The organism is Pseudomonas sp. GNP012, from assembly GCF_054343835.1.
Map to the genome: position 1 here is coordinate 3,780,011 of NZ_JBTGUU010000001.1, position 23,042 is coordinate 3,803,052.

General features: G+C 60.9%; 26 protein-coding genes. 16 read left to right on the plus strand and 10 right to left on the minus strand.

Translation table 11 applies throughout. The annotated features are described in order from the left end of the window. The first annotated feature begins 128 nt into the window (after positions 1–128). The 6 genes from phhA to ACXX83_RS17015 all read left to right on the plus strand — a co-directional run bounded on the left by phhA (position 129) and on the right by ACXX83_RS17015 (position 4,536). On the plus strand, positions 129–914 hold the full coding sequence (gene phhA, locus ACXX83_RS16990; protein ID WP_095963831.1) for a phenylalanine 4-monooxygenase: 786 nt from the start codon (positions 129–131) through the stop codon (positions 912–914). 105 nt (positions 915–1,019) lie between these two features. Further along, complete coding sequence (locus ACXX83_RS16995) at positions 1,020–1,376, plus strand: 4a-hydroxytetrahydrobiopterin dehydratase (protein ID WP_007975310.1); 357 nt, start codon at positions 1,020–1,022, stop codon at positions 1,374–1,376. Next, positions 1,376–2,569, plus strand: coding sequence for an amino acid aminotransferase (locus ACXX83_RS17000; protein WP_458549135.1), 1,194 nt, complete (start codon positions 1,376–1,378; stop codon positions 2,567–2,569). The genes ACXX83_RS16995 and ACXX83_RS17000 overlap by 1 nt, the downstream gene beginning before the upstream one ends. Before the next feature lie 264 nt (positions 2,570–2,833). Beyond that, entirely contained in the window at positions 2,834–2,965 is a 132-nt protein-coding gene (locus ACXX83_RS17005; protein WP_015096286.1) for a hypothetical protein, read from the plus strand. A 74-nt stretch (positions 2,966–3,039) separates the two neighbouring features. After that, positions 3,040–3,237: a hypothetical protein gene (locus tag ACXX83_RS17010; protein ID WP_102699463.1), complete on the plus strand. Its 198-nt coding sequence runs from the start codon at positions 3,040–3,042 to the stop codon at positions 3,235–3,237. Between the two features lie 99 nt (positions 3,238–3,336). After that, entirely contained in the window at positions 3,337–4,536 is a 1,200-nt protein-coding gene (locus ACXX83_RS17015; protein WP_116580334.1) for an MFS transporter, read from the plus strand. On the opposite strand, the gene arfB is transcribed toward ACXX83_RS17015, so the two are convergent. The 7 genes from arfB to ACXX83_RS17050 all read right to left on the minus strand — a co-directional run bounded on the left by arfB (position 4,533) and on the right by ACXX83_RS17050 (position 12,270). Beyond that, complete coding sequence (arfB, locus tag ACXX83_RS17020; protein WP_007984117.1) at positions 4,533–4,946, minus strand: alternative ribosome rescue aminoacyl-tRNA hydrolase ArfB; 414 nt, start codon at positions 4,944–4,946, stop codon at positions 4,533–4,535. The two genes, ACXX83_RS17015 and arfB, sit on opposite strands and share 4 nt — an antisense overlap. Positions 4,947–5,164: 218 nt before the next feature. Then, the gene (locus tag ACXX83_RS17025; protein ID WP_126046814.1) at positions 5,165–6,577 is read right to left on the minus strand and encodes an amino acid permease; all 1,413 of its coding nucleotides are present in this window, start codon (positions 6,575–6,577) and stop codon (positions 5,165–5,167) included. A gap of 869 nt (positions 6,578–7,446) precedes the next feature. Further along, positions 7,447–8,667, minus strand: coding sequence for a 23S rRNA pseudouridine(2605) synthase RluB (rluB, locus tag ACXX83_RS17030; RefSeq protein ID WP_015096290.1), 1,221 nt, complete (start codon positions 8,665–8,667; stop codon positions 7,447–7,449). A 294-nt stretch (positions 8,668–8,961) separates the two neighbouring features. Beyond that, positions 8,962–9,933 (minus strand): SMC-Scp complex subunit ScpB, encoded by a 972-nt coding sequence (gene scpB / locus ACXX83_RS17035; protein WP_458549136.1) that lies wholly within the window; start codon positions 9,931–9,933, stop codon positions 8,962–8,964. Between the two features lie 11 nt (positions 9,934–9,944). Then, positions 9,945–10,763 carry a segregation and condensation protein A gene (locus ACXX83_RS17040; RefSeq protein ID WP_007975301.1) on the minus strand — a complete coding sequence of 273 codons (819 nt, stop codon included), beginning with the start codon at positions 10,761–10,763 and terminating at the stop codon, positions 9,945–9,947. After that, positions 10,764–11,393: an L-threonylcarbamoyladenylate synthase gene (locus ACXX83_RS17045; protein ID WP_258684840.1), complete on the minus strand. Its 630-nt coding sequence runs from the start codon at positions 11,391–11,393 to the stop codon at positions 10,764–10,766. Between the two features lie 13 nt (positions 11,394–11,406). Further along, positions 11,407–12,270 (minus strand): PHP domain-containing protein, encoded by an 864-nt coding sequence (locus ACXX83_RS17050; protein WP_015096293.1) that lies wholly within the window; start codon positions 12,268–12,270, stop codon positions 11,407–11,409. An 87-nt stretch (positions 12,271–12,357) separates the two neighbouring features. Between ACXX83_RS17050 and ACXX83_RS17055 the strand changes: the two genes are divergently transcribed. The 6 genes from ACXX83_RS17055 (at position 12,358) to ACXX83_RS17080 (ending at position 16,751) form a co-directional block, all read left to right on the plus strand. Beyond that, on the plus strand, positions 12,358–12,954 hold the full coding sequence (locus tag ACXX83_RS17055; protein ID WP_217836020.1) for a septation protein A: 597 nt from the start codon (positions 12,358–12,360) through the stop codon (positions 12,952–12,954). Between the two features lies 1 nt (position 12,955). After that, positions 12,956–13,255, plus strand: a complete 300-nt coding sequence (locus ACXX83_RS17060; RefSeq protein ID WP_102699473.1) for a YciI family protein — start codon at positions 12,956–12,958, stop codon at positions 13,253–13,255. A 111-nt stretch (positions 13,256–13,366) separates the two neighbouring features. Next, positions 13,367–13,786 (plus strand): SH3 domain-containing protein, encoded by a 420-nt coding sequence (locus ACXX83_RS17065; protein ID WP_458549137.1) that lies wholly within the window; start codon positions 13,367–13,369, stop codon positions 13,784–13,786. Positions 13,787–13,793: 7 nt separating this feature from the next. After that, a complete protein-coding gene (locus ACXX83_RS17070; RefSeq protein ID WP_007975295.1) occupies positions 13,794–14,471 on the plus strand; it encodes a response regulator transcription factor in 678 nt (225 codons plus the stop codon). A gap of 249 nt (positions 14,472–14,720) precedes the next feature. Beyond that, entirely contained in the window at positions 14,721–15,170 is a 450-nt protein-coding gene (locus ACXX83_RS17075; protein WP_458549138.1) for a Spy/CpxP family protein refolding chaperone, read from the plus strand. A 237-nt stretch (positions 15,171–15,407) separates the two neighbouring features. Beyond that, complete coding sequence (locus ACXX83_RS17080) at positions 15,408–16,751, plus strand: sensor histidine kinase (protein ID WP_458549139.1); 1,344 nt, start codon at positions 15,408–15,410, stop codon at positions 16,749–16,751. A 136-nt stretch (positions 16,752–16,887) separates the two neighbouring features. Here the strand turns inward: ACXX83_RS17080 and ACXX83_RS17085 are convergent, their stop codons facing one another. Beyond that, positions 16,888–17,454, minus strand: a complete 567-nt coding sequence (locus ACXX83_RS17085) for an NAD(P)H nitroreductase (RefSeq protein WP_458549140.1) — start codon at positions 17,452–17,454, stop codon at positions 16,888–16,890. A 121-nt stretch (positions 17,455–17,575) separates the two neighbouring features. Between ACXX83_RS17085 and ACXX83_RS17090 the strand changes: the two genes are divergently transcribed. Then, entirely contained in the window at positions 17,576–19,030 is a 1,455-nt protein-coding gene (locus ACXX83_RS17090; RefSeq protein ID WP_458549141.1) for a TrkH family potassium uptake protein, read from the plus strand. Here the strand turns inward: ACXX83_RS17090 and ACXX83_RS17095 are convergent. Further along, positions 18,987–20,048, minus strand: coding sequence for an AraC family transcriptional regulator (locus tag ACXX83_RS17095; protein ID WP_458549142.1), 1,062 nt, complete (start codon positions 20,046–20,048; stop codon positions 18,987–18,989). The genes ACXX83_RS17090 and ACXX83_RS17095 overlap by 44 nt on opposite strands. 160 nt (positions 20,049–20,208) lie before the next feature. Between ACXX83_RS17095 and ACXX83_RS17100 the strand changes: the two genes are divergently transcribed. Beyond that, on the plus strand, positions 20,209–20,520 hold the full coding sequence (locus ACXX83_RS17100) for an Mpo1-like protein (protein WP_458549143.1): 312 nt from the start codon (positions 20,209–20,211) through the stop codon (positions 20,518–20,520). A gap of 27 nt (positions 20,521–20,547) precedes the next feature. Further along, complete coding sequence (locus tag ACXX83_RS17105) at positions 20,548–21,138, plus strand: HD domain-containing protein (RefSeq protein ID WP_126046829.1); 591 nt, start codon at positions 20,548–20,550, stop codon at positions 21,136–21,138. A gap of 152 nt (positions 21,139–21,290) precedes the next feature. Here ACXX83_RS17105 and ACXX83_RS17110 read toward each other — a convergent pair whose 3' ends face one another. Further along, positions 21,291–22,106, minus strand: a complete 816-nt coding sequence (locus tag ACXX83_RS17110; protein WP_126046831.1) for a UDP-2,3-diacylglucosamine diphosphatase — start codon at positions 22,104–22,106, stop codon at positions 21,291–21,293. Positions 22,107–22,240: 134 nt separating this feature from the next. Here ACXX83_RS17110 and ACXX83_RS17115 point away from each other — a divergent pair, with 134 nt between their 5' ends. Next, the gene (locus ACXX83_RS17115; RefSeq protein WP_458549144.1) at positions 22,241–23,005 is read left to right on the plus strand and encodes a helix-turn-helix transcriptional regulator; all 765 of its coding nucleotides are present in this window, start codon (positions 22,241–22,243) and stop codon (positions 23,003–23,005) included. Positions 23,006–23,042 lie beyond the last annotated feature (37 nt).

Sequence of the window (23,042 nt, forward strand, 5' to 3'; positions counted from 1 at the left end):
CTTTACGATTATTGAGGGTTTTTCCTGCCCGAGACGCCGATCACCTGCTGCAACAGTGCAATCCTTGGGGTATTTCTAGGTCCATAGCAGTACATAACAAGAACGAAATCCCCTAGCAGGAGAGCAGCATGAAGCAGACGCAATACGTGGCTCGCGAGCCCGATGCGCAAGGTTTTATCGACTACCCCGCCGAAGAACACGCGGTGTGGAACACGCTGATCACTCGCCAACTGAAAGTGATCGAAGGGCGTGCGTGCCAGGAGTACCTGGACGGTATCGAAAAACTCGGTCTGCCCCACGACCGCATTCCTCAACTCGGCGAAATCAACAAGGTCCTCGGTGAAACCACCGGCTGGCAGGTTGCCCGGGTTCCCGCACTGATTCCCTTCCAGACCTTTTTCGAATTGCTGGCCAGCAAACAGTTTCCGGTGGCGACCTTTATTCGTACCCGCGAAGAACTGGACTACCTGCAAGAGCCGGACATTTTCCACGAGATCTTCGGTCACTGCCCGCTGCTGACCAACCCCTGGTTCGCTGAATTCACCCACACCTACGGCAAGCTCGGCCTCAAGGCGTCCAAGGAAGAACGCGTGTACCTGGCGCGCCTGTACTGGATGACCATCGAGTTCGGCCTGCTCGACACCCCGCAAGGCCAGCGCATCTACGGCGGCGGCATCCTGTCCTCACCGAAAGAGACCGTCTACAGCCTGTCGAACGAGCCTGAACACCAAGCCTTCGACCCGCTGGAATGCATGCGCACGCCTTACCGCATCGACATCCTGCAACCCCTGTATTTCGTTCTGCCGAACCTCAAGCGCCTGTTCGACTTGGCCCACGAAGACATCATGGGCATGGTCAAGCAAGCGATGCAGATGGGTCTGCACACGCCGAAATTCCCCCCAAAGGCCGCGTGAACCGCGACTTTTGCTGACAAGTGAGTCTGTCAGTCACCGTCGCTTTGGTTTAGCGTGACGGCACTGTCGACCGATATAAAAACACTCGATTACAGGAAACACACCATGTCCACCTTGAACCAAGCCCATTGCGAAGCCTGCCGCGCCGACGCCCCACAAGTCAGCGACGAAGAACTGCCGATCCTGATCAAGCAGATCCCGGACTGGAACATCGAAGTACGTGACAGCATCATGCAGCTGGAAAAGGTCTTCCTGTTCAAGAACTTCAAACATGCACTGGCCTTCACCAACGCCGTCGGTGAAATCTCCGAGGCTGAAGGCCATCACCCGGGCCTGCTGACCGAGTGGGGCAAAGTGACCGTGACCTGGTGGAGCCACTCGATCAAGGGCCTGCACCGCAACGACTTCATCATGGCCGCGCGCACTGACGAAGTAGCGAAGGACGCCGAGGGGCGCAAGTAATGCACTTCGACGCCATCGGTCGAGTGCCTGGCGACCCGATTCTGGGCCTGATGGAGGCCTACGCGCAGGACCCGAACCCGCGCAAGTTCGACTTGGGCGTGGGCGTCTACAAGGACGCCCAGGGCCTGACGCCAATTCTCGCTTCGGTGAAGCTTGCCGAACAGCGCCTGGTGGATCGCCAGTCCACCAAGACCTACATCGGTGGTCATGGCGAACCGGCGTTCGGCAAAGCGATCAATGAGCTGGTGCTGGGCGCCGACTCCAAGCTGATCAGCGCACAACGCGCCGGCGCCACCCAGACTCCGGGCGGCACCGGGGCCTTGCGCCTGAGCGCTGACTTCATCGCCCAGTGCCTGCCGGGGCGCGGCGTCTGGTTGAGCAACCCGACCTGGCCGATCCACGAAAGCATTTTCGCGGCCGCCAAGGTCAAGGTCAGCCATTACCCCTACGTCGGCAGCGACAACCGACTGGATGTCGACGGCATGCTGGCAGTGCTCAACGAAGCGCCCAAGGGTGACGTGGTGTTGCTGCATGCCTGCTGCCACAACCCGACCGGTTTCGACCTGTCCCAGGATGACTGGCAGCGGGTGCTGGAGGTCGTACGCAAGCGCGAACTGCTGCCACTGATCGACTTTGCCTACCAGGGCTTTGGCGATGGCCTGGAGCAGGATGCCTGGTCGACCCGGCTGTTCGCTGCCGAGTTGCCGGAACTGCTGATCACCAGCTCTTGCTCGAAGAATTTCGGCCTGTACCGCGACCGCACCGGCGCGCTGATTGTCTGTGCGAAAACCGCGGACAAGCTCACCGATATCCGCAGCCAGCTGGCCAACATCGCCCGCAACCTGTGGTCGACACCGCCGGATCACGGTGCGGCCGTGGTCGCGACCATCCTCGGCGACTCGGAGTTGAAAAACCTCTGGGCTGACGAGGTGGAAGGCATGCGCTTGCGTATCGCCCAACTGCGCAGCGGTCTGGTGGAAGCACTGGAGCCTCACGGTTTGCGCGAGCGGTTTGCGCACATTGGCGTGCAACGCGGGATGTTTTCCTACACAGGCCTGTCGCCAGAACAAGTGAAGAACCTGCGGGATCATCACAGCGTGTACATGGTCAACTCCGGCCGAGCCAACGTTGCAGGCATCGATGCCACGCGCCTGGATCTGTTGGCCGAGGCGATTGCCGCAGTCTGCAAATAACACCACCAAACCCTGTGGGAGCGAACTTGCTCGCGATGAGGCCATAACATTCAACATCTCTGTTGACTGTCAGGCCGCTATCGCGAGCAAGCTCGCTCCCACATTTGTTTTGTGTCGCTCTTCCAGTCATGTCTAGACAATCCCATCCGTCGAAACAAATGGATATAAAAGTCCGTTTGTCATTTTCAGTGCTGTATCCTGCCCAGGCTTTTTTAAAGCGCGGATCTACCAGATCTATCAACAGACTTAGCGAGGAGCGCAACCATGCACGAGATTCCTAATCTCCCCTTCCCAAGCCTGCACGTACCTGAGCAGACGACCACGCAACAAGCCGGCGCCCAACAGCCCGAGCCGAAAGAAGCCACTGACCGCCGCCAGGCTGACAGCGAAGACTGAAACACCCGCCGTACAGACCGTGTGGAAAGCGCTAACATGCGCTTTCCACACTGCCTGAAACGCGAGCCCGCACCATGACCGATGAACTCAGCGAAACCTTTGATGAAAAGCAGGCCAGCGTCCTGATTGGCACCGCCGAGAAAATGATCGAGATTTGGAATCGCCTCTCCCCCGAGAAACAAGCCGCCCTGCTCGCCCGCTTCGGCACCCAGGAAAATGCGCTGGCCGCCCTGGTCACTACGCAACTGGTTGCTCCCGTCAAAGCTGAATGACGCCGCCGGGCAAATAGTTTTACTTTTTCACAACCAACGTCCGTCCACACCGCTATCATAAGCAGCCTATCTATCCTGCTTTACCGTGGACCTTTACCCATGCCTGAAAACCAGCGCCCCCTGGCGGTCACGCTGCAAGTCGTTTCCATCGTCCTTTTCACCTTTATCGGCTACCTGAACATCGGCATTCCCCTGGCCGTATTGCCCGGTTACGTCCACAGCGACCTGGGTTTCGGCGCGGTGATCGCGGGCCTGGTGATCAGCGTGCAATACCTGGCCACCCTGCTCAGCCGCCCCTATGCCGGGAAGATCATCGACAACAAGGGCAGCAAACTGGCCGTGATGTATGGCCTGGCCGGTTGCGGCCTGAGCGGCGTGTTCATGTTGATCTCGGCCTGGACCCAGAGCCTCCCGACCTTGAGCCTGATCAGCCTGTTGATCGGCCGCCTGGTTCTCGGCAGCGCGGAAAGCCTGGTAGGCTCGGGCTCAATTGGTTGGGGCATCGGCCGGGTCGGCGCGGCGAACACGGCCAAGGTCATTTCCTGGAACGGGATCGCCAGCTACGGCGCACTGGCCGTCGGCGCACCCTTGGGCGTGTTGATCGTCCATCAACTGGGTTTGTGGAGCATGGGCGTGAGCATTGTGCTGCTGGCCGTGCTCGGCCTGCTGCTGGCCTGGCCGAAAACCGCCGCGCCGATCGTTGCCGGCGAGCGCCTGCCGTTCATGCATGTGCTCGGGCGGGTCTTCCCCCACGGCTGTGGCCTGGCCCTGGGCTCCATCGGCTTTGGCACCATCGCCACCTTCATTACCCTGTATTACGCCACGCAACACTGGGACAACGCGGTGCTGTGCCTGAGCCTGTTCGGCGCCAGCTTCATCGGCGCGCGCCTGCTGTTCGGCAACCTGATCAACCGTCTCGGCGGCTTTCGCGTCGCCATTGCCTGCCTGTCGGTGGAAACCCTGGGGTTATTGCTGCTGTGGTTGGCACCGGATGCGCATTGGGCACTGGCGGGTGCGGCGCTGAGCGGCTTCGGCTTCTCGCTGGTGTTCCCGGCGCTGGGCGTGGAAGCGGTGAATCTGGTGCCGGCCTCCAGCCGTGGCGCAGCCGTCGGCGCCTATTCGCTGTTCATCGACTTGTCGCTGGGGATCACCGGGCCGCTGGCCGGGGCCATTGCGGCGGGCTTTGGTTTTGCTTCGATCTTCCTGTTTGCCGCCCTCGCCGCATTGAGCGGATTGATACTGAGCCTTTACTTGTACCGGCAGGCACCAAAGCAACGCGAGGCGCGGGACGCCCGCTAGAAGTCGACCTTGCCGCGCCCGGCCTTGATGTTGCCGCGCTTGCTCTTGGATTCGAGACGACGAGTCTTGGAGCCGAGTGTTGGCTTGGTCGGACGGCGCTTTTTCTCGACCTTGGTGGCACTCTGGATCAACTCGGTCAGGCGCAACAGCGCATCGGCGCGGTTCTGCTCCTGCGTCCGGTACTGTTGGGCCTTGATGATCAGCACACCGTCGCTGGTGATGCGGCTGTCGCGCAACGCCAGCAACCGCTCCTTGTAGAACTCGGGCAAGGACGACGCCGGAATGTCGAAGCGCAGGTGCACCGCGCTCGACACCTTGTTGACGTTCTGCCCGCCCGCGCCCTGGGCGCGAATGGCCGTCAACTCGATCTCGGCATCGGGCAGATGCACGTTGTTGGAAATCACCAGCATGGAAAAGCGTCCGTATTCAGAGGGTGCAGGATACCTTGAATAGACTGGGCAGACGCGGTCCTTGTGGGAGCGGGCTTGCTCGCGAAGAGGGAGTGTCAGTCACCATTTACTTAGCTGACACACCGCATTCGCGAGCAAGCCCGCTCCCACCGGGGATTTGTGTGAGCCTGAAAACAACAAACCCGGCGCATGGCCGGGTTTGTCGTTTCTGCGGAGAGTTACTTCACTGCCGCCTGCAACGCATGTTGAGCACTGCGCTTGTTCTTGATGCCGTAGCAGACCCACATGAACACGAGCCATACCGGAATCGCGTACACCGATGTCTGGATCCCCGGAATCAACAGCATCACACCGAGAATGAACAACACGAACGCCAGGCAGATGTAGTTGCCGTACGGGTACCACAGGGCCTTGAACAGCGGCGTCTGTTTGGTTTTGTTCATGTGCTGGCGGAACTTGAAGTGCGAGTAGCTGATCATCGCCCAGTTGATCACCAGGGTGGCCACCACCAGCGACATCAGCAACTCCAGCGCGCTGTGCGGAATCAGGTAGTTCAGCAGCACCGCGATCAGGGTCACGGCGGCCGAGGCCAGGATCGAACGCACGGGCACGCCACGCTTGTCGATCTTCGCCAGGCTTTTCGGCGCATCGCCCTGTTCGGCCATGCCCAGCAGCATGCGGCTGTTGCAGTAGGTGCCGCTGTTGTACACCGACAACGCCGCAGTCAGGACCACGAAGTTGAGGATGTGCGCCGCGGTGTTGCTGCCCAGCATCGAGAACACTTGCACGAACGGGCTGCCGCTGTAGGAATCACCAGAGGCGTTCAGGGTGGTCAGCAAGCTGTCCCACGGGGTCAACGACAGCAGGATCACCAGGGCACCGATGTAGAAAATCAGGATCCGGTAGATCACCTGGTTGATCGCTTTCGGGATCACGGTTTTCGGCTTGTCGGCTTCTGCAGCGGTGAAGCCGAGCATTTCCAGGCCACCGAAGGAAAACATGATGAAAGCCATGGCCATCACCAGACCGCTGATGCCGTTCGGGAAGAAGCCACCGTGGGACCACAGGTTGCTCACCGCCGCTTGCGGACCGCCATTGCCGCTGACCAGCAGGTAGCTGCCCAGGGCAATCATGCCGACGATCGCCACGACCTTGATGATCGCAAACCAGAACTCGGCCTCGCCAAACACTTTGACGTTGGCCAGGTTGATGACGTTGATCAGCACAAAGAAGCCCGCTGCGGAAACCCAGGTCGGGATGTCCGGTGCCCAGTAGTGGATGTACTTGCCGACCGCGGTCAGCTCCGACATGCCCACCAGGATGTACAGAATCCAGCAGTTCCAGCCCGACAGGAAACCGGCAAAGCCGCCCCAGTACTTGTGGGCGAAGTGGCTGAAGGAGCCGGCCACCGGATCTTCGACGATCATTTCGCCCAGTTGGCGCATGATCATGAAAGCAATGAAGCCGCAGATGGCATAGCCGAGGATCATCGACGGGCCGGCGGACTTGAGTACCCCGGCCGAGCCGAGGAACAGACCGGTACCGATCGCACCACCTAAGGCAATCAATTGAATGTGGCGATTTTTCAGGCCGCGTTTCAGCTCGCCTGATTGCGGGTTTTGTCCACTCATGAAAAGGGTCTCACGCAAGGTTTGATGATGTTCAGTCGACGTTGCTGCTCAAGAAAGGCGTTAAGCGGCACCGATCAAACCCCAGCGCAGGCACCAGGAGTTCAGCGTATTTACAACGGTCATGCGTCACCTGTTTGTTTTTATCTGTGACGAAATCGAACCCGACACGCTCGTGACGCGGCGGAGTGAACAAGGCGGATAGCCTTGAGGGTTGCGCAAATGCGCAGGAGGTCACAGGTAAAACGCGGCGCATTGTACACCTGTAACCCCCTGCTGCCAGACCCGCTGGACAAGCGTGTCTATGGCCGGGATTGCCTGTGTCCGCCCCGGGAGGCCCGGGCGGCTGCAAAAAATGGGTCAGATCCTTGCGGATCATCGACGGGAAAGGCAGGAAAACCGCCTCTCGCAGAGAGATGGAGATGGAATACGGCGTTCATTGCGCCTCCTTTTTGTTATGCACCTGCACGACAGGCATGGCGCGCATAACACCCTGCATGGAGCGGTGAAACAAGCGGGCCAGAGCGCTGGAAGAGCGCTGGAAGGTAATGATGCGTAAGAGTTTTCTTACGGTATTCGACGAGGAGCGATTTCACGGGATTAATCTGTGAATTTCGTCAGGTTTTCTTTACAGGGCGTAATTCTGGCTTTCCACTTCGGACGTCCCGGTGCGGCGACTGGCGCTTTCGCGGGCAAGCCCGCTCCCACAGTGGATCGCATTTCTCCAGAACAATCCGGTCTCCTGTGGGAGCGGGCTTGCCCGCGAAGAGGCCCTCAAAAACGACACACACTTAAAGCCAGCCAAAAAAAACGCCAACCCGAAGGCTGGCGTTTTTTAACGTGTCGCTTACAGCTTGAAGCTTACCGCTGCCTCACTCCGGCTTGCGACGACCAAAGCCCGGACGCTGGCCGGAACCGGCCGGTGCGCCACGGCGCTTGCCCGATGGCGTGTCACCGTCGACCAGCTTGATCCCCGGACGCTTCGGCGCCGGCTTGGCCGGGCGCTTGGTGTCGGCCGGGCGATCGGCTACCGGCGTACCACGGCCTTCGCCACGCTCGGTACGGCCATTGGCCGGACGTGGCGTGCGTGGACCACGTTCGCCGTCCTGACGCGCAGCAGGTTTGCGACCTGGACGCTCGCCTTCGATCTGCGGCTCGCGGCTGGCACGTGGAGCAACAGGAGCGGCAGCCCCCCCAGCGGCTGGACGCAGGGTACGCACGCGCTCGGTCTTGGCCATCGGACGCGACGATTTGCGCTGCATACGGTCAAGCTTGTCTTTGCTCTTGGCGTTCATCTGAGGCATCGCGACCGGCGTCAGGCCGACTTCGGCACTCAGAATGTCGACTTCGTACTGGCTCATTTCGCGCCAGCGGCCCATCGGCAGGTCGGAGTTGAGGAACACCGGACCGAAACGCACGCGCTTCAGACGGCTGACCACCAGGCCCTGGGATTCCCACAGGCGACGAACTTCGCGGTTACGACCTTCCATGACCACGCAGTGGTACCAGTGGTTGAAACCTTCACCGCCTGGCGCCTGCTTGATATCGGTGAACTTGGCCGGGCCATCTTCAAGGACAACACCAGCCTTCAGACGCTCGATCATCTCGTCATCGACTTCGCCACGCACACGTACCGCGTATTCACGGTCCATTTCGTAGGAAGGGTGCATCAGGCGGTTGGCCAGCTCACCGTCGGTGGTGAACATCAGCAGACCGGTGGTGTTGATGTCCAGGCGACCGATGTTGATCCAGCGACCCTCTTTAGGGCGCGGCATTTTGTCGAACACGGTCGGACGACCTTCCGGATCGACACGGGTGCAGATTTCGCCGTCGGGTTTGTTGTACATGATCACGCGGCGCACCGATTCGGCGGCCTCTTCACGCTTGATCACCTTGCCATCGATAGTGATGGCGTCGTGCATGTCGACGCGCTGGCCAAGGGTGGCGTCTTTGCCGTTGACCTTGATGCGGCCGTGGCTGATCCAGGCTTCCACGTCACGGCGCGAGCCGACGCCGATACGGGCGAGGACTTTCTGCAGTTTTTCGCCTGCTGGGCCGATTGGCTGGTCGTCTTGCTGGTCTTTGATACTCATCTGGGCACCTCCCGGTGTGATCTGAAATCTGGGTACTTTGGCGAAGAGATCGCCGAAGGGTCGCGAATCATACGCGCATGCGGGCGTTTGCGCATCACAGACTAGCTCATCAAGGCAAGGTTATTGGTTTTTCCGCTGACCGGTGACCCGCAGCCTTGCGGTGAACACATCCCCCTGTGGGAGCGGGCTTGCTCGCGAAGAGGGCGTGTCAGCCGGCATATTTATTGGCTGACCCACCGCATTCGCGGGCAAGCCCGCTCCCACAGAGGTCTTTAGTGATCGTAAAAGCTGCGGTCAATCTTCGAACTGACGGCGCTCGGCCTCGATGGCTTCGGCCAGGGCCAGGGCTTCGGCCTCTTCGTCGCTCAGTTCAGGCTCAGGCTTTGGCTGCTCAAGCGCAGCAACCGCAGCCAGGAGTTTTTCCCGGGCCTCGGCCACGCCGAGGATGTCGTCGTCCGGCTCCGGTTCAATGTCCGGCTCAGGCTCGATCCGGGCAACTTCAGGTTCAGGCTCGATGTCGGGCTGTTCCGAATCAAACTCAGTCACCGCGCCATCACGCAACAGATCATCGAAATCGGTCTTGATCCCCTCCTCCATGCTATCGAGCTCCAGCAACAGCGTGTGGAAACTGGTTTCTTCCTTCGGTACTTCCGGTTCCGCGCTGGCGTCGGCCAACTCTTGCAACCCGGCGGGTACGGGGGCGTCGTCGAAATCGAGCACCGGGTCCGGTTCCAGCTCGCGCAGCTCCGCCAAGGGTGGCAAGTCGTCGAGGTTTTTCAGGTTGAAGTGATCGAGGAACGCCTTGGTGGTGGCGAACATCGCCGGTTTGCCAGGTACGTCGCGGTAGCCGACGATGCGGATCCACTCGCGCTCCATCAAGGTCTTGACGATGTTGCTGTTGACCGCCACCCCCCGCACGTCTTCGATTTCGCCGCGGGTGATCGGCTGACGATAGGCAATCAGGGCCATGGTTTCGAGCATGGCGCGGGAGTAACGCTGCGGGCGCTCCTCCCACAGACGCCCGACCCACGGCGCAAATTTCTCGCGAATTTGCAGGCGGTACCCCGAGGCCACCTCCTTGAGTTCAAACGCGCGGCCATCACAAGACTTGGCGAGCATTGTCAGGGCCTTCTTGAAGACCGGCGGTTCCGGGCGCTCGCCCTCCTCGAAGAGCTCGAACAGGCTTTCCAAGGATTGCGGCTTTCCCGAAGCCAACAGAAAGGCTTCAAGCAAGGGTGCCAGGTCACGGGGTTCAGTCAGGTTCATGTTTCGACTCGTTATTCGGCTCGGGCTCGCACGTGGATCGCGGCAAATGGCTCATTCTGCACCAGCTCGACCAGGGATTCCTTGACCAGCTCAAGGATCGCCATAAAGGTCACCACCACGCCAAGGCGCCCTTCTTCAGCGGTGAACAGCTCGACAAACGGCACGAAACCGCCGCCCTTGAGCCGCTCCAGCACATCGCTCATGCGCTCGCGGGTAGACAGCGCCTCGCGGCTGACCTGATGGCTTTCGAACATGTCGCCACGGCGCAATACCTCGGCCATGGACAACAGCAACTCGGACAGGCGCACGTCCGGCAACAACTTGCGAGCCCGGGCCTCCGGGGCGTCGAGTTTGGGCACCACCACGTCGCGACCGACGCGGCTCAAGCCATCGATGCCTTCGGCGGCGGCCTTGAAACGCTCGTATTCCTGCAAGCGGCGGATCAGTTCGGCGCGCGGGTCGTCCTCTTCGTCTTCGATGGTTTCGGCCCGCGGCAGCAGCATCCGCGACTTGATCTCGGCCAGCATCGCGGCCATCACCAGGTACTCGGCGGCCAGTTCCAGGCGCACCGACTGCATCAACTCGACGTAGCCCATGTACTGGCGAGTGATTTCCGCCACCGGGATGTCGAGGATGTTGATGTTCTGTTTGCGGATCAGGTACAGCAGCAGGTCGAGGGGGCCTTCGAAGGCTTCGAGGAAGACCTCGAGGGCATCCGGCGGGATGTACAGGTCCAGCGGCATTTCCATGACCGCCTGGCCGTAGACCATGGCGAAGGGCAGTTCCTGCTGGGCTCCGGCCTGACTGTCGACGGGTTCTACTGCGGACATCTAGGCCTCGACCATGAACGGCGCAGGGTCGCCGCAACCGACGCGGATGACTTCCGGTTCGCCGTCGGCGAGGTTGATCACGGTGGACGCCTTGATCCCGCCAAAGCCGCCATCGATGATCAGGTCGACCTGGTGCTCGAGCAACTGGCGCATCTCGTGCGGGTCGGTCAACGGATCTTCATCGCCGGGCATGATCAGGGTCACGCTCATCAACGGCTCGCCGAGCTGCTCCAGCAGTGCCAGGGCAATCGGGTGGCTCGGCACGCGCAGGCCGATGGTACGTTTCTTGGGGTGCAACAACAACCGCGGCACTTCGCGGGTGGCGTTGAGAATGAAGGTATAAGGCCCCGGAAGATGAGCCTTGAGAATGCGGAAAGTGCCGGTGTCGATCTTGGCAAACAGTCCCAGTTGCGACAAATCGCTGCAGATCAGCGCAAAATTGTGCTTTTCATCCAGCTGCCGCAGGCGCCGAACGCGCTCCACAGCCACCTTGTCGCCGATCTGGCAACCAATGGCGTAGGAAGAGTCTGTGGGATAAATCACCACCCCGCCCTTGCGGATGATCTCGACTGCCTGCTTGATCAGGCGCGCTTGCGGGTTTTCCGGATGAATCTGGAAAAATTGACTCACATTCTCTACCTGTTCAGACGGCGGCAATAACTGGGTCATGTTTGAATCGACACCATAGCGGTGGCAGATCCTCCGGGAGCGGCCGGTATTCGCCGATCTCCGACCAGCCTCCGGGGCCATGAAAATCACTGCCGGCGCTGACCAGCAGACCGAACTCGCGGGCCAGAATGGCCAGGCTGCCCACTTGTTCGGCAGGCTGGTAACCATTGACCACTTCGATGGCGTGGCCCCCTGCTTGAATATAGTCGGCAATCAGGCGACGTCGCTTGCTTCGAGTGAATTCGTAGTGCCAGGGGTGTGCCAGGCTGACCCAGGCCTTGGCCGCGCGCAGGGTTTCGACGGTTTCTTCCAGGGTCGGCCAGTGTTGCTTGACGTCGCCCAGCTTGCCGGCACCCAGCCATTTGCGGAACGCCTCGGCGCGATCCTTGACGAAACCTTCACGCACCATCCAGTCCGCAAAGTGCGGGCGGGCCGGCGCGTTACCGCTGTCGCCCAGCGCCTGCTGGATCTCCCGGGCGCCATCCAGCGCCCCCGGCATGCCTTTGAGCGCCAGTTTGCGGCTGATTTCCTCGGAGCGCAGCCAACGGCCATCATGCAATCTGGCGATGGCCTCGACCAGCGGCGCGGCGTTCACGTCAAAACCGTAGCCCAGCACATGAATGGTCGCGCCACCCCAGGTGCAGGACAATTCGACGCCGTTGACCAGTTGCATCCCCAGTGCGGCAGCCGCGTGCCGCGCCTCGTCGAGCCCTTCAAGGGTGTCGTGATCGGTCAAGGCCAGGACTCGCACGCCTTTCTCGAACGCCCGCGCCACCAGAACCGCAGGCGCCAGGGCGCCATCGGAGGCCGTGCTATGGCAGTGCAAATCAACATTCACAGGGCTTTGTAACCTCAAATCAGCTGGCGCTATCGCGCGCCCATATGTTTGTTATTATGCCGCCACATCCTGCTTCTGGCTGCCACTGTGAAACAATTCATCGATTTCATCCCGCTCCTGCTGTTTTTCATCGTCTTCAAAATCGACCCACGGGTCGTCGACATCGCCGGCCATGAGCTCACTGTAGGCGGTATCTACAGCGCCACCGCGATGCTGATCGTCAGTTCCCTGGTGGTCTACGGCACGCTGTTCGTCAAACAGCGCAAGCTGGAAAAGAGCCAGTGGCTGACCCTCATCGCCTGCCTGGTCTTCGGCAGCCTGACCCTGGCCTTCCACAGCGAGACGTTCCTCAAGTGGAAAGCCCCGGTGGTCAACTGGCTGTTCGCCCTGGCGTTCATCGGCAGCCACTTCGTCGGTGACAGCCTGCTGATCAAACGCATCATGGGCCACGCGCTGACCTTGCCGGAGCCGGTCTGGACACGCCTGAACATCGCCTGGATCGCTTTCTTCCTGTTTTGCGGTGCCGCCAACCTGTTTGTCGCGTTCACCTTCCAGAGCTACTGGGTCGACTTCAAGGTCTTCGGCAGCCTGGGCATGACTTTGCTGTTCCTGATCGGCCAGGGCATTTACCTGTCCCGCCATCTGCACGATGCCGACACCACTACGCCAAAAACCGAGGACTGACATGCTTTACGCAATCATTGCCACAGACGTCGCCAACTCCCTGGAAGCCCGCCTGGCCGCACGGCCTGCGCACCTCGAGCGCCTGCAAGCGCTCAAGGGCGAAGGTCGCATCGTATTGGCCGGCCCACACCCGGCCGTCGACAGCAATGATCCGGGCGCGGCGGGTTTCACCGGCAGCCTGATCGTCGCCGAGTTCGATTCCCTGGGCGCCGCCCAGGCCTGGGCCGACGCCGATCCGTACATTGCTGCCGGTGTCTACGCCAACGTTCTGGTCAAGCCGTTCAAGCAAGTCCTGCCGTAACAAATCCCCCACGCGATGAACCTTGTCGGTTCATCGCGTTCTCAATCGCTCATTATTCCTGTTTATCGGCCGACAACTTGCCCAATACCCGTATTGGAATCAGGAGTCGCGATGCGCAAGGGTCCGTTGTGTCTGATGTTGGTCACGTTGTCGATCGGGGCGCCCGCCCACGGTGAAGAATACGCCGAGGGTGGAAACTCGACGCCCCTTTCCTTGAGCGCCGGCAGCCAGATCACCGAGCTGCAGCAACGCTTGAAAGAAAGCGAACGGCAACGGGAAGAGCTGAGCAAACAATTGCAAACTGCCGATGCCGATGGCGAACGCGAAAGCCCGCTGCTGGCCCGGTTGCGCCAGGAGAACCAGCGCTTGAAGCTGCAACTCAAGGAAGCCCAGGCCAGCAGTCCGCTGCCGCGTCTGCTGACCGACCAGCAACAATGGTTTGTCATTGGTGCCGGGGTAGCGCTATTGGCGCTGCTCTGCGGTATCTTCGCCAGTGGAGCAAGTCGAAAACGTCGACAATGGCTAAATTGAGTGAGTCATGAGCGAGCTGTTACTGATTGATGATGACCAGGAGCTGTGTGAGCTCCTGAGCAGTTGGCTGAGCCAGGAAGGGTTTCAGGTACGAGCCTGTCACGACGGCCAGAGCGCGCGCCGTGCGCTGGCCGAAACCGCTCCGGCGGCCGTGGTACTGGATGTGATGTTGCCCGATGGCAGCGGCCTGGAACTGCTCAAGCAGTTGCGCAGCGATCACCCGGATTTGCCGGTGCTGATGCTCTCGGCCCGGGGCGAGCCCCTGGACCGTATTCTCGGCCTGGAACTTGGCGCCGACGATTACCTGGCCAAACCCTGCGACCCGCGAGAGTTGACCGCCCGCCTGCGCGCCGTCCTGCGCCGTAGCCACCCGGCAGCGGTGTCCAGCCAGCTGGAGCTGGGCGACCTGTGTTTCAGCCCGGTGCGCGGCGTGGTCAGCATCGACGAGCAGGAGTTCACCCTCACCGTTTCCGAAAGCCGGCTGCTGGAAGCCCTGCTCAAGCAGCCCGGCGAACCCCTGGACAAACAGGAACTGGCGCAGATTGCCCTCGGCCGCAAGCTGACCCTGTACGACCGCAGCCTGGACATGCACGTCAGCAACCTGCGCAAGAAGATCGGTCCACACCCCGACGGCCGTCCGCGCATCGTGGCCCTGCGCAGCCGCGGCTACTACTACAGCCTCTGAAACCATGTGCCCCCTGTAGGAGCGAGCTCGCTCGCGATGGACGTGAACGATGACGTGCACTGTCTGACAAGAAGCGCCGACCTCGAAATCTTCGCGAGCAAGCTCGCTCCTACAGTCATCTGAAGTTTTGTCAGGTCGGCGCGAAATCGTCTTTACCCAAGCTTTACTCTTCGCTGACTGCCGCTGACCTTGATCTGCGTAATCTGTACTCATCCGGAACGTACCGGGAACGAGACAAGGAGATTCACCATGCGCAAGACTCTTATCGCTCTGATGTTCGCGGCTGCCCTGCCGACCGTTGCCCTGGCCATGCCTGAAGGCGCAGGCTCGATGGGTGGGCCGATGGACGGTTCGCGCCACGGTGGTCAGATGCACGGCATGCACGGCAAAGGCCCGTACAGTGAACTGGACCTGAGCCGCGAACAGCGCGAGCAGATGCGCAAGATCATGGGCGAGCAGATGCACGAGCGTAAGCAACTGGTTGACAAGTACCTGGAGAAACTCTCGCCAGCCGACCAGAAAGCCATGAAAGATGAAATGGCCGCCAACCACAAGAAAGCCGAAGCTGACGTACGGGCACTGCTGAAACCGGATCAACAGAAGCAATTCGACGAGATCCAGAAGAAACAGGCTGAGCGTCGCGCCGAATGGACCGAGTTCAAGGCGTGGAAAGCGCAACAACCGCAAAAAGCGCAATAATGCGCTGACCCCGGACCCGACGGCTGAACGCCGTTGGGTCTGATGCTTTTGATCTACTGTAGGAGCGAGCCTGTGTGGCGAGGGGGCTTGCCCCCGTTGGGTTGCGAAGCGACCCCGGCATCTCAACGTTAAACCGCATGTAACGGGTTTACGACTGCTGCGCAGCCGAACGGGGGCAAGCCCCCTCGCCACAGGCTCGCTCCTACATGGGATTCTGTGTTTGTTTGAGGATTTCCTGTGCGTTCATTGTTCTGGCGTATCCTGGCCAGCTTCTGGCTGGCCATCGCTCTGGTTGCAGGGCTTTCCATCCTGCTCGGGCACATGCTCAACCAGGACGCATGGATTCTCAGCCGCCACCCGGGCCTCAACACGCTGGCCGAACAGTGGACGCAGACTTACGAAAGTCAGGGCGAAGACGCCGCCCAGGACATTCTCCAGCAACGCAAACGCCAGTATCACATCGACGTTCAGGTGCTTAACGAAAGCGGCGATCCGGTGGTGCGCGGCACCTTCCCCAGACGTGCGGCGGCCTTTGAGGCGCGCCAGAACAATGATGACCGGCGCCTGCCATGGCGGCGTCTGACCGATGAGTTCACCAGTGAAAAAACCGGTGACACCTTCCTGTTCATCTATCGCATTCCACACCCGGAACTGAACGCCTGGCACCGCGAGAGCCTGCTCTGGCCGCTCAGTGCCCTGGGAATCGCCCTGGTGGTGCTGACCCTGTTCAGCCTGCTGGTGACCTTTTCCATCACTCGCCCGCTCAGCCGTCTGCGCGGAGCGGTGCATGACCTGGGACAAACCACGTATCAACAGAACAGCCTGGTCAAGCTGGCCAACCGTCGCGATGAGTTTGGCGTCCTGGCCAATGACTTCAACCGCATGGGTGCGCGCCTGCAGAGTCTGATTGGCAGCCAGCGGCAACTGTTGCGCGATGTCTCCCACGAACTGCGCTCGCCTCTGGCCCGTCTGCGTATCGCGCTGGCGCTCGCCGAACGGGCCGGCCCACAGGAACGGGAACAGCTATGGCCGCGCCTGACCCGGGAATGTGACCGACTGGAAGCGCTGATCAGCGAAATCCTGGTGCTGGCGCGGGTCGACTCCGATAACGCCAGTGCCGAAGAGGTGGATCTGAATGCCTTGCTCAATACCTTACAGAAGGATGCTCAACTCGCTTCACCCGAGCAGCTGGTACACCTCGAAGCCGAGTCGCAACTGAATCTGAAGGGCTGGCCGACCATGATCGAACGGGCCGTCGACAACTTGCTGCGCAACGCCCAGCGTTTCAATCCGGTGGGTGGCCTGCCGATCGAAATGCAGGCGCTGCGCCAAGGTGAGCGGATCGTCGTGACCGTGCGCGATCACGGGCCTGGGGTCAGTGCCGAATATTTGAGCCAGCTCGGTGAGCCGTTCTATCGTGCACCGGGGCAGACCGCAGCCGGACACGGCCTGGGTCTGGCGATCGCACGGCGAGCGGCGGAGCGCCATGGCGGCTGCCTGGTACTGGCCAATCACCCTGAAGGCGGGTTCATTGCCAGCCTGGAATTGCCGTTGGTGCCGGGGGCTGTCGTACAGCCCTGAGGCTGTCACCCCGACTCTGAATGACACAGATCGACTGTGGGAGCGAGCTTGCTCGCGATGGCGGTTTTTCAGTCACTTCAATGTTAAATGTACTGCCGCTATCGCGAGCAAGCTCGCTCCCACAGGGTTTGCGGTGTCAGACCTTCCCGGACCAGGCGCTGACAAACTCGGCCAGGTCGACCTTCTCGGCCACCCGCGGTTCTTTCTGCGGAGTGCCCAGGTACAGGAAAGCAATCACCTCTTCCCCCTCCGCCAGGCCCAAACCCTTGGCCACATGCGGCGAGTACGCCAGGTCACCGGTACGCCACACCGCGCCAATGCCCTGCGCATAGGCCGCCAGCAAGATCCCGTGGGCCGCACAGCCCGCCGCCAGCAACTGCTCGGACTTCGGATACTTGACGTGATCCTGCAACCGCGCAATCACCACCACCACCAGCGGCGCCCGCAGCGGATTATTGCGCGCCTTGTCGATGACCGCTTCGCTGACTTCGCTGTCCGAAAGCTTCGCCGCTTCGGCCAGCAACTCGCCCATTTGCTCGCGTGCCGCGCCTTCCACCGTCAGGAAGCGCCAAGGCTGCAAGTGACCGTGATCCGGAGCGCGCATGGCGGCACTGAACAGCACCTCGCGCTGCTCGGCAGTGGGTGCAGGGTCAATCAGTCGCGGAACGGAAACACGGTTGAGCAAAGCGTCGAGAGCCTGCATCGGCCACCTCCTGAAAAATTTGTGCGGCTATTCTAGCTGTAACTGCCGCAGCAGTGCCGGTTTACATGCCCTGCCTCACAGGTAGAATGGCGCCCTTTCCTCTATCAGCCGAGCGGACCTCATGGCGTTGCCGACCTTACGGATCATTGGTTTCATCATCGGCATCTTCCTGATCACGCTGGCGATCTCCATGGTCATACCCATGGCCACGCTGGTCATTTTCGACCGCACCAGCGATCTGCCGTCGTTCCTCTGGGCCAGCATGATCACCTTTGTCGCCGGTTTGGCGCTGGTGATTCCGGGGCGCCCCGAGCACGTGCACCTGCGCCCCCGAGACATGTACCTGCTGACCGTCAGCAGTTGGCTGGTGGTGTGCATCTTCGCCGCGCTGCCGTTCCTGCTGACCCAAAACATCAGCTACACCGACTCGTTCTTCGAAAGCATGTCCGGCATCACCGCCACTGGCGCAACCGTACTCAGCGGCCTGGACACCATGTCCCCCGGCATCCTGATGTGGCGCTCGTTGCTGCACTGGCTCGGCGGCATCGGCTTCATCGGCATGGCGGTGGCGATTCTGCCGCTGCTGCGCATCGGCGGCATGCGGCTGTTCCAAACCGAATCGTCGGACCGCTCGGAAAAAGTCATGCCCCGCTCGCACATGGTGGCGCGCCTGATCGTGGCAACCTACGTCGGCATTACCATTGTCGGCAGCCTGGCGTTCTGGTGGGCCGGGATGAGCCTGTTCGACGCGATCAACCACGCCATGTCGGCGATTTCCACCGGTGGCTTCTCCACCTCCGACCAGTCTTTGGCCAAGTGGCCGGAGCCTGCGGTGCATTGGGTCGCGATCGTCGTCATGATTCTCGGGGCCCTGCCGTTCACCCTGTATGTCGCCACCTTGCGTGGCAACCGTCGGGCGCTGATCAAGGATGAACAGGTTCAAGGCCTGCTCGGCATGCTGCTGGTGACCTGGCTGGTACTCGGCACCTGGTATTGGTGGACGACCCAGCTGCATTGGCTGGAGGCGTTGCGGCATGTGGCGCTGAACGTGACGTCGGTAGTGACCACCACCGGTTTTGCACTGGGGGACTACAGCCTCTGGGGCAATTTCTCGCTGATGCTGTTTTTCTATCTGGGGTTTGTCGGCGGTTGTTCCGGCTCGACCGCGGGCGGTATCAAGATTTTCCGCTTCCAGGTGGCCTATATCCTGCTCAAGGCCAACCTTAACCAGCTGATTCATCCGCGCGCGGTGATCAAGCAGAAGTACAACGGTCACCGCCTCGACGAAGAAATCGTGCGTTCGATCCTGACCTTTTCGTTCTTCTTTGCGATCACCATCTGCGTGATTGCGCTGCTGCTGTCGCTGCTCGGCGTGGACTGGATGACCGCCCTCACCGGCGCGGCCAGTACCGTGTCCGGTGTCGGCCCGGGGCTCGGTGAGACCATCGGCCCGGCAGGTAACTTCGCGACCCTGCCCGATGCCGCCAAGTGGATTCTGTCGTTCGGCATGCTGCTCGGCCGACTGGAGATCATCACTGTGTTTGTGCTGTGTATTCCGGCATTTTGGCGTCATTGACCGCTTCAGGTGCCTGCATCAGCCGCATCCGGTACTCGCCGGGTGTGGCATCGAACCAGCGGCGGAAAGCGCGGAAGAAGTTGCTCGGATCGGCGAACCCCAGCAAGTAGGCGATTTCCAGCAAGGTCATGTTCGGTTGAGCCAGGTACTGCTCGGCCAGTTCGCGCCGGGTATCGTCCAGCAGCGCCTGAAAACTCGTGCCCTCTTCCTGCAAGCGCCGTTGCAAGGTGCGCTGGGAAAGATGCAGTGTCTGCGCCACGGCGTCGCGCTTGGGCTCGCCCTGGGGCAACAGGCGGCACAACACCTGCCGCGCCTTGTGTGTCACGCGGCTTTCGGAAAAGCGCGCCAGGTACTCACCGGCAAAGCGGTCATGCAGCAACGCCATGGCTTCGTTGGCCGTCGGCAAGGGCGCTTCCATGTCCGAACGCTCGAAAATCAGCGCATCGTAAGGCGCGTTGAACACCAGCGGTGCATGGAAGGCTTGTTTATAGGGTTCCGGATTGGCCGGCTCAGCGCCTTGCAGCAACACTTTGCGTGGTTGCAACGTTCGCCCGGTCAACCAGCTGCACAGCGCCAGGGCGCAGGCCAGTGAAGCTTCGGCACTCTGCCGGGTCGGTGGCAGATGGTCGCCATGCACCGTCAGAATCAGCGCATAGCCTTCGTCCAGCAACTGGAAACTCAAGTCGGCACTTTCGGCGATGATCCGCTGATAGCGCACCAGACGCTGAAAACCTTCGGCCAGTGTCTGGCTGGACATCAAGGCGTAACCGGTCACATGGAACTGCGCCGGTCGCACCAACTTGCCCATGTTCAGGCCGATGGCCGGGTTGCCGGACAGTTCGACCGCGCGTTGCCAAAGCCGTGTCATGGAATCTTGCGGGAAGCGTGCATCCGGATCATCCAGTGCCGCGTAGTCGAGCCCCAGCTGTTTGAACAGAACCCGGCAATCCAGGCCGTCCATCTCCAGCGCTTTGACAATCCCCATCGCCCAGCTTGCAGAAGTCGTTCGTTCGCTCATGGCGTTTTCTTACATGGTGAGCCGCATGCGACGGCTATTGACCGAAGGATACTAAAGTGGCGCCTATTGTCACTGGCTGATGCCATTGATCACTCTAGACTCAAATAAGCTACCCGCAGAACAACTTGCAGCCAGAACAATAACCACAGAGATCGCAGTCGTGGAAAACATCAAACGATTCAACAGTTTCGCTGAGTTCTACCCGTATTACCTCAGCGAACACAGCAACAGTACCTGCCGCCGTCTGCATTTTATCGGCACGACGCTGGTAATCTTGATACTGGCGCTGACCATCGGTCGCGGAGCCTGGATGCTGTTGTGGGCCCTGCCTGTGGCGGGTTACAGCTTTGCCTGGGTCGGTCACTTCTTCTTCGAGAAGAACCGCCCGGCAACGTTCCAACACCCCCTCTATAGCCTGCTCGGCGATTTTGTCATGTACCGGGACATGGTGCTGGGGCGCGTTCCGTTCTAGAGAACATCCGTCACAAGAGAGTTGCCTATGAATGCCAATGCCCGCTTCACCCACATGAAGGATGGCACGCAGGAAGACTGGGCGATCATCGCCGCAGACTTCAGTGCCTACGCGCGACAATTGCCGACAAGGATTGTGGCGCACCTGAAGTTACTGGAGGGGGATTTTGGCGGGTTCCCGGTGGATCGCCTGACCCACTCCCTGCAAACCGCCACCCGCGCCTTTCGCGATGGTCGCGACGAGGAATACGTGGTCTGCGCCCTGCTCCATGACATCGGTGACACCCTGGGCTCCTACAACCACCCGGACATCGCCGCAGCAATCCTCAAGCCGTTCGTCAGCGCCGAGAACCTGTGGATGGTGGAAAAGCACGGGATTTTCCAGGGCTACTACTTCTTCCATCACCTGGGCATGGATCGGCATCTGCGTGAGCAGTTCCAGGACCATCCGCAGTACCAGGCGACCGTAGAGTTCTGTGCCAAATACGATGCGGCGGCGTTTGATCCGGCGTATGACACGCTGCCATTGAGCTTCTTCGAGCCGATGATGGAGCGGTTGTTTGCGCACCCCAGGAACTCGATCTACAAGGCGGCGATGGAAGAACACTCGCCAGCCTGACAGGACCGCTGCGCGGTCCATTCGCGGGCAAGCCCGCTCCCACAGGTTCTCTGGTGTATACAAAAGTTGTGATCGACCGGGATCACTGTGGGAGCGGCGGTGCGGCGATCCGACTTGCCCGCGAAGAGGCCAGCACCAACACCGAATGACTGTCAGGCCAACTCGGCAACCTTGGCCGCCTTCATCTGCGCCTCCCGCGCCTGGGCATCCGCCAGCCGATACAGCTCGATCGAACCATCCCAATGTTCGATCAGAGCCGTGCACGACTCTACCCAGTCACCGCAATTGAGATAATCCACCTCACCCACCTTGCGAATCTCTGCATGGTGAATGTGCCCGCACACCACGCCGTGCAGCTCGCGCTTGACACATTCATGGGCGATGGCTTCCTCGAAGTCGCTGATGAAACTGACCGCGGTTTTCACCTTGTGCTTGAGGTAGGCCGACAGCGACCAGTAGCCGTAGCCATATCGCGCGCGCCAATGATTGAGCCAGCGGTTGAGGGTCAGTGTGAATTCGTAGGCCGAATCGCCGAGAAAGGCCAGCCAGCGATGATACCGGGTGATCACATCGAACTGGTCGCCATGGATCACCAGCAGATGCCGGCCGTCGGCGGTGACGTGTACCGCTTCGTCCACCAACTGGATATTGCCCAGAATCAGTTTCGAATAGCGGCGCAGGAACTCATCGTGATTGCCGGTGACGTAGATCACCTCGGTGCCACGTTTGCTCATGGTCAACAGGCGACGGATCACGTTGGTGTGCGCCTGCGGCCAATACATGCCGCCGCGCAGTTTCCAGCCGTCGATGATGTCGCCGACCAGGTAGATTCTGTCCGCGTGGTAGCCCTTGAGAAACTGCGACAGGTGTTCAGCCTGGCAATCCCGGGTGCCCAAATGCACGTCGGAAATCCATAGCGTCCGTACGCGTTGCTTACGGGTGGGTTTGGCGAGCTCGGCGCTGGTCATGGGCAACCCTCTGGCAAGTTTTGCCAAGTCTGCCGCGGCCCGGTTAATGGTCCATGACAGCGTCAAGTCAGTCCTGTGACAACGCTTGTTGGCCCGCTCGGTGTAGACTGACGCCCTGAACCGGGAGACCCGCGATGAGACCGATCCTCACGCTGCGCCAATACAGCCACGACCTGATCGTCCACAGCCACGACCACGCGCAACTGGTGTTCGGGCTTTCGGGCGCCCTGGATTTCGAGGTCGACGGCCGTGGCAGCCAGGTGGTCCAGCAGAGTTTCGTGGTGGTGCCCTCCGGCGCGCATCACGCGTGTGGCAGCGCCAATGGCAGCCGCTGCCTGGTGCTGGATGTGCCCGGCGAACAATGGGTTTCGCAGTCGTTGGGCGATCACGCCGAGTCCAGCCGACGCTTGCTCGACAACGCCGGCCGCCTGCCCCTGGACGCGGGACAAAGCCAATTGGTCAGCTGGCTGGCGAACAGTCCGGTCGAGGATCCGCTGATCGCACAACAAGGTGCGGTGCTGTTGCTGGCCAGCCTGAACAACGCCAGGCCCGATGCCGTCGGCGGTCGGCGCCTGCCCTATGCCGCGCTGAATGCACACATCGATCAGTACGCGGCGTACCCGCTGCAGGTGGCCGACCTGGCCCGGGTGGCCGGCCTCTCCAGTGCCCGTTTGCATGCGCGGTTCGTGGCTGAATGCGGGCAGACGCCGATGGACTACATCCGCAGCCGACGCCTGCATATCGCTGTGGGCTTGCTGCGCAACTCGGCGCTGCCCATCGGCGAGATTGCCAGCCGCGTCGGCTACAGCTCCCAGAGTGCCTTCGCGGCGGCGGTGCTGCGCGAGTTCGGGGCATCGCCCGGAAAACTGCGGCGCGAGGCTGGCGACAAAAAACGCTAGTCTGCCGACAGACTTGACGGGCCATTACGCGCTTCAA

Bases quoted from the DNA above. Each gene is read 5' to 3' on its own strand.
- phhA (WP_095963831.1), top strand. From the start codon at position 129: ATGAAGCAGACGCAATACGTGGCTCGCGAGCCCGATGCGCAAGGTTTT.
- ACXX83_RS16995 (WP_007975310.1), top strand. From the start codon at position 1,020: ATGTCCACCTTGAACCAAGCCCATTGCGAAGCCTGCCGCGCCGACGCC.
- ACXX83_RS17000 (WP_458549135.1), top strand. From the start codon at position 1,376: ATGCACTTCGACGCCATCGGTCGAGTGCCTGGCGACCCGATTCTGGGC.
- ACXX83_RS17005 (WP_015096286.1), top strand. From the start codon at position 2,834: ATGCACGAGATTCCTAATCTCCCCTTCCCAAGCCTGCACGTACCTGAG.
- ACXX83_RS17010 (WP_102699463.1), top strand. From the start codon at position 3,040: ATGACCGATGAACTCAGCGAAACCTTTGATGAAAAGCAGGCCAGCGTC.
- ACXX83_RS17015 (WP_116580334.1), top strand. From the start codon at position 3,337: ATGCCTGAAAACCAGCGCCCCCTGGCGGTCACGCTGCAAGTCGTTTCC.
- arfB (WP_007984117.1), bottom strand. From the start codon at position 4,946: ATGCTGGTGATTTCCAACAACGTGCATCTGCCCGATGCCGAGATCGAG.
- ACXX83_RS17025 (WP_126046814.1), bottom strand. From the start codon at position 6,577: ATGAGTGGACAAAACCCGCAATCAGGCGAGCTGAAACGCGGCCTGAAA.
- rluB (WP_015096290.1), bottom strand. From the start codon at position 8,667: ATGAGTATCAAAGACCAGCAAGACGACCAGCCAATCGGCCCAGCAGGC.
- scpB (WP_458549136.1), bottom strand. From the start codon at position 9,933: ATGAACCTGACTGAACCCCGTGACCTGGCACCCTTGCTTGAAGCCTTT.
- ACXX83_RS17040 (WP_007975301.1), bottom strand. From the start codon at position 10,763: ATGTCCGCAGTAGAACCCGTCGACAGTCAGGCCGGAGCCCAGCAGGAA.
- ACXX83_RS17060 (WP_102699473.1), top strand. From the start codon at position 12,956: ATGCTTTACGCAATCATTGCCACAGACGTCGCCAACTCCCTGGAAGCC.
- ACXX83_RS17065 (WP_458549137.1), top strand. From the start codon at position 13,367: ATGCGCAAGGGTCCGTTGTGTCTGATGTTGGTCACGTTGTCGATCGGG.
- ACXX83_RS17070 (WP_007975295.1), top strand. From the start codon at position 13,794: ATGAGCGAGCTGTTACTGATTGATGATGACCAGGAGCTGTGTGAGCTC.
- ACXX83_RS17075 (WP_458549138.1), top strand. From the start codon at position 14,721: ATGCGCAAGACTCTTATCGCTCTGATGTTCGCGGCTGCCCTGCCGACC.
- ACXX83_RS17085 (WP_458549140.1), bottom strand. From the start codon at position 17,454: ATGCAGGCTCTCGACGCTTTGCTCAACCGTGTTTCCGTTCCGCGACTG.
- ACXX83_RS17090 (WP_458549141.1), top strand. From the start codon at position 17,576: ATGGCGTTGCCGACCTTACGGATCATTGGTTTCATCATCGGCATCTTC.
- ACXX83_RS17095 (WP_458549142.1), bottom strand. From the start codon at position 20,048: ATGAGCGAACGAACGACTTCTGCAAGCTGGGCGATGGGGATTGTCAAA.
- ACXX83_RS17105 (WP_126046829.1), top strand. From the start codon at position 20,548: ATGAATGCCAATGCCCGCTTCACCCACATGAAGGATGGCACGCAGGAA.
- ACXX83_RS17110 (WP_126046831.1), bottom strand. From the start codon at position 22,106: ATGACCAGCGCCGAGCTCGCCAAACCCACCCGTAAGCAACGCGTACGG.
- ACXX83_RS17115 (WP_458549144.1), top strand. From the start codon at position 22,241: ATGAGACCGATCCTCACGCTGCGCCAATACAGCCACGACCTGATCGTC.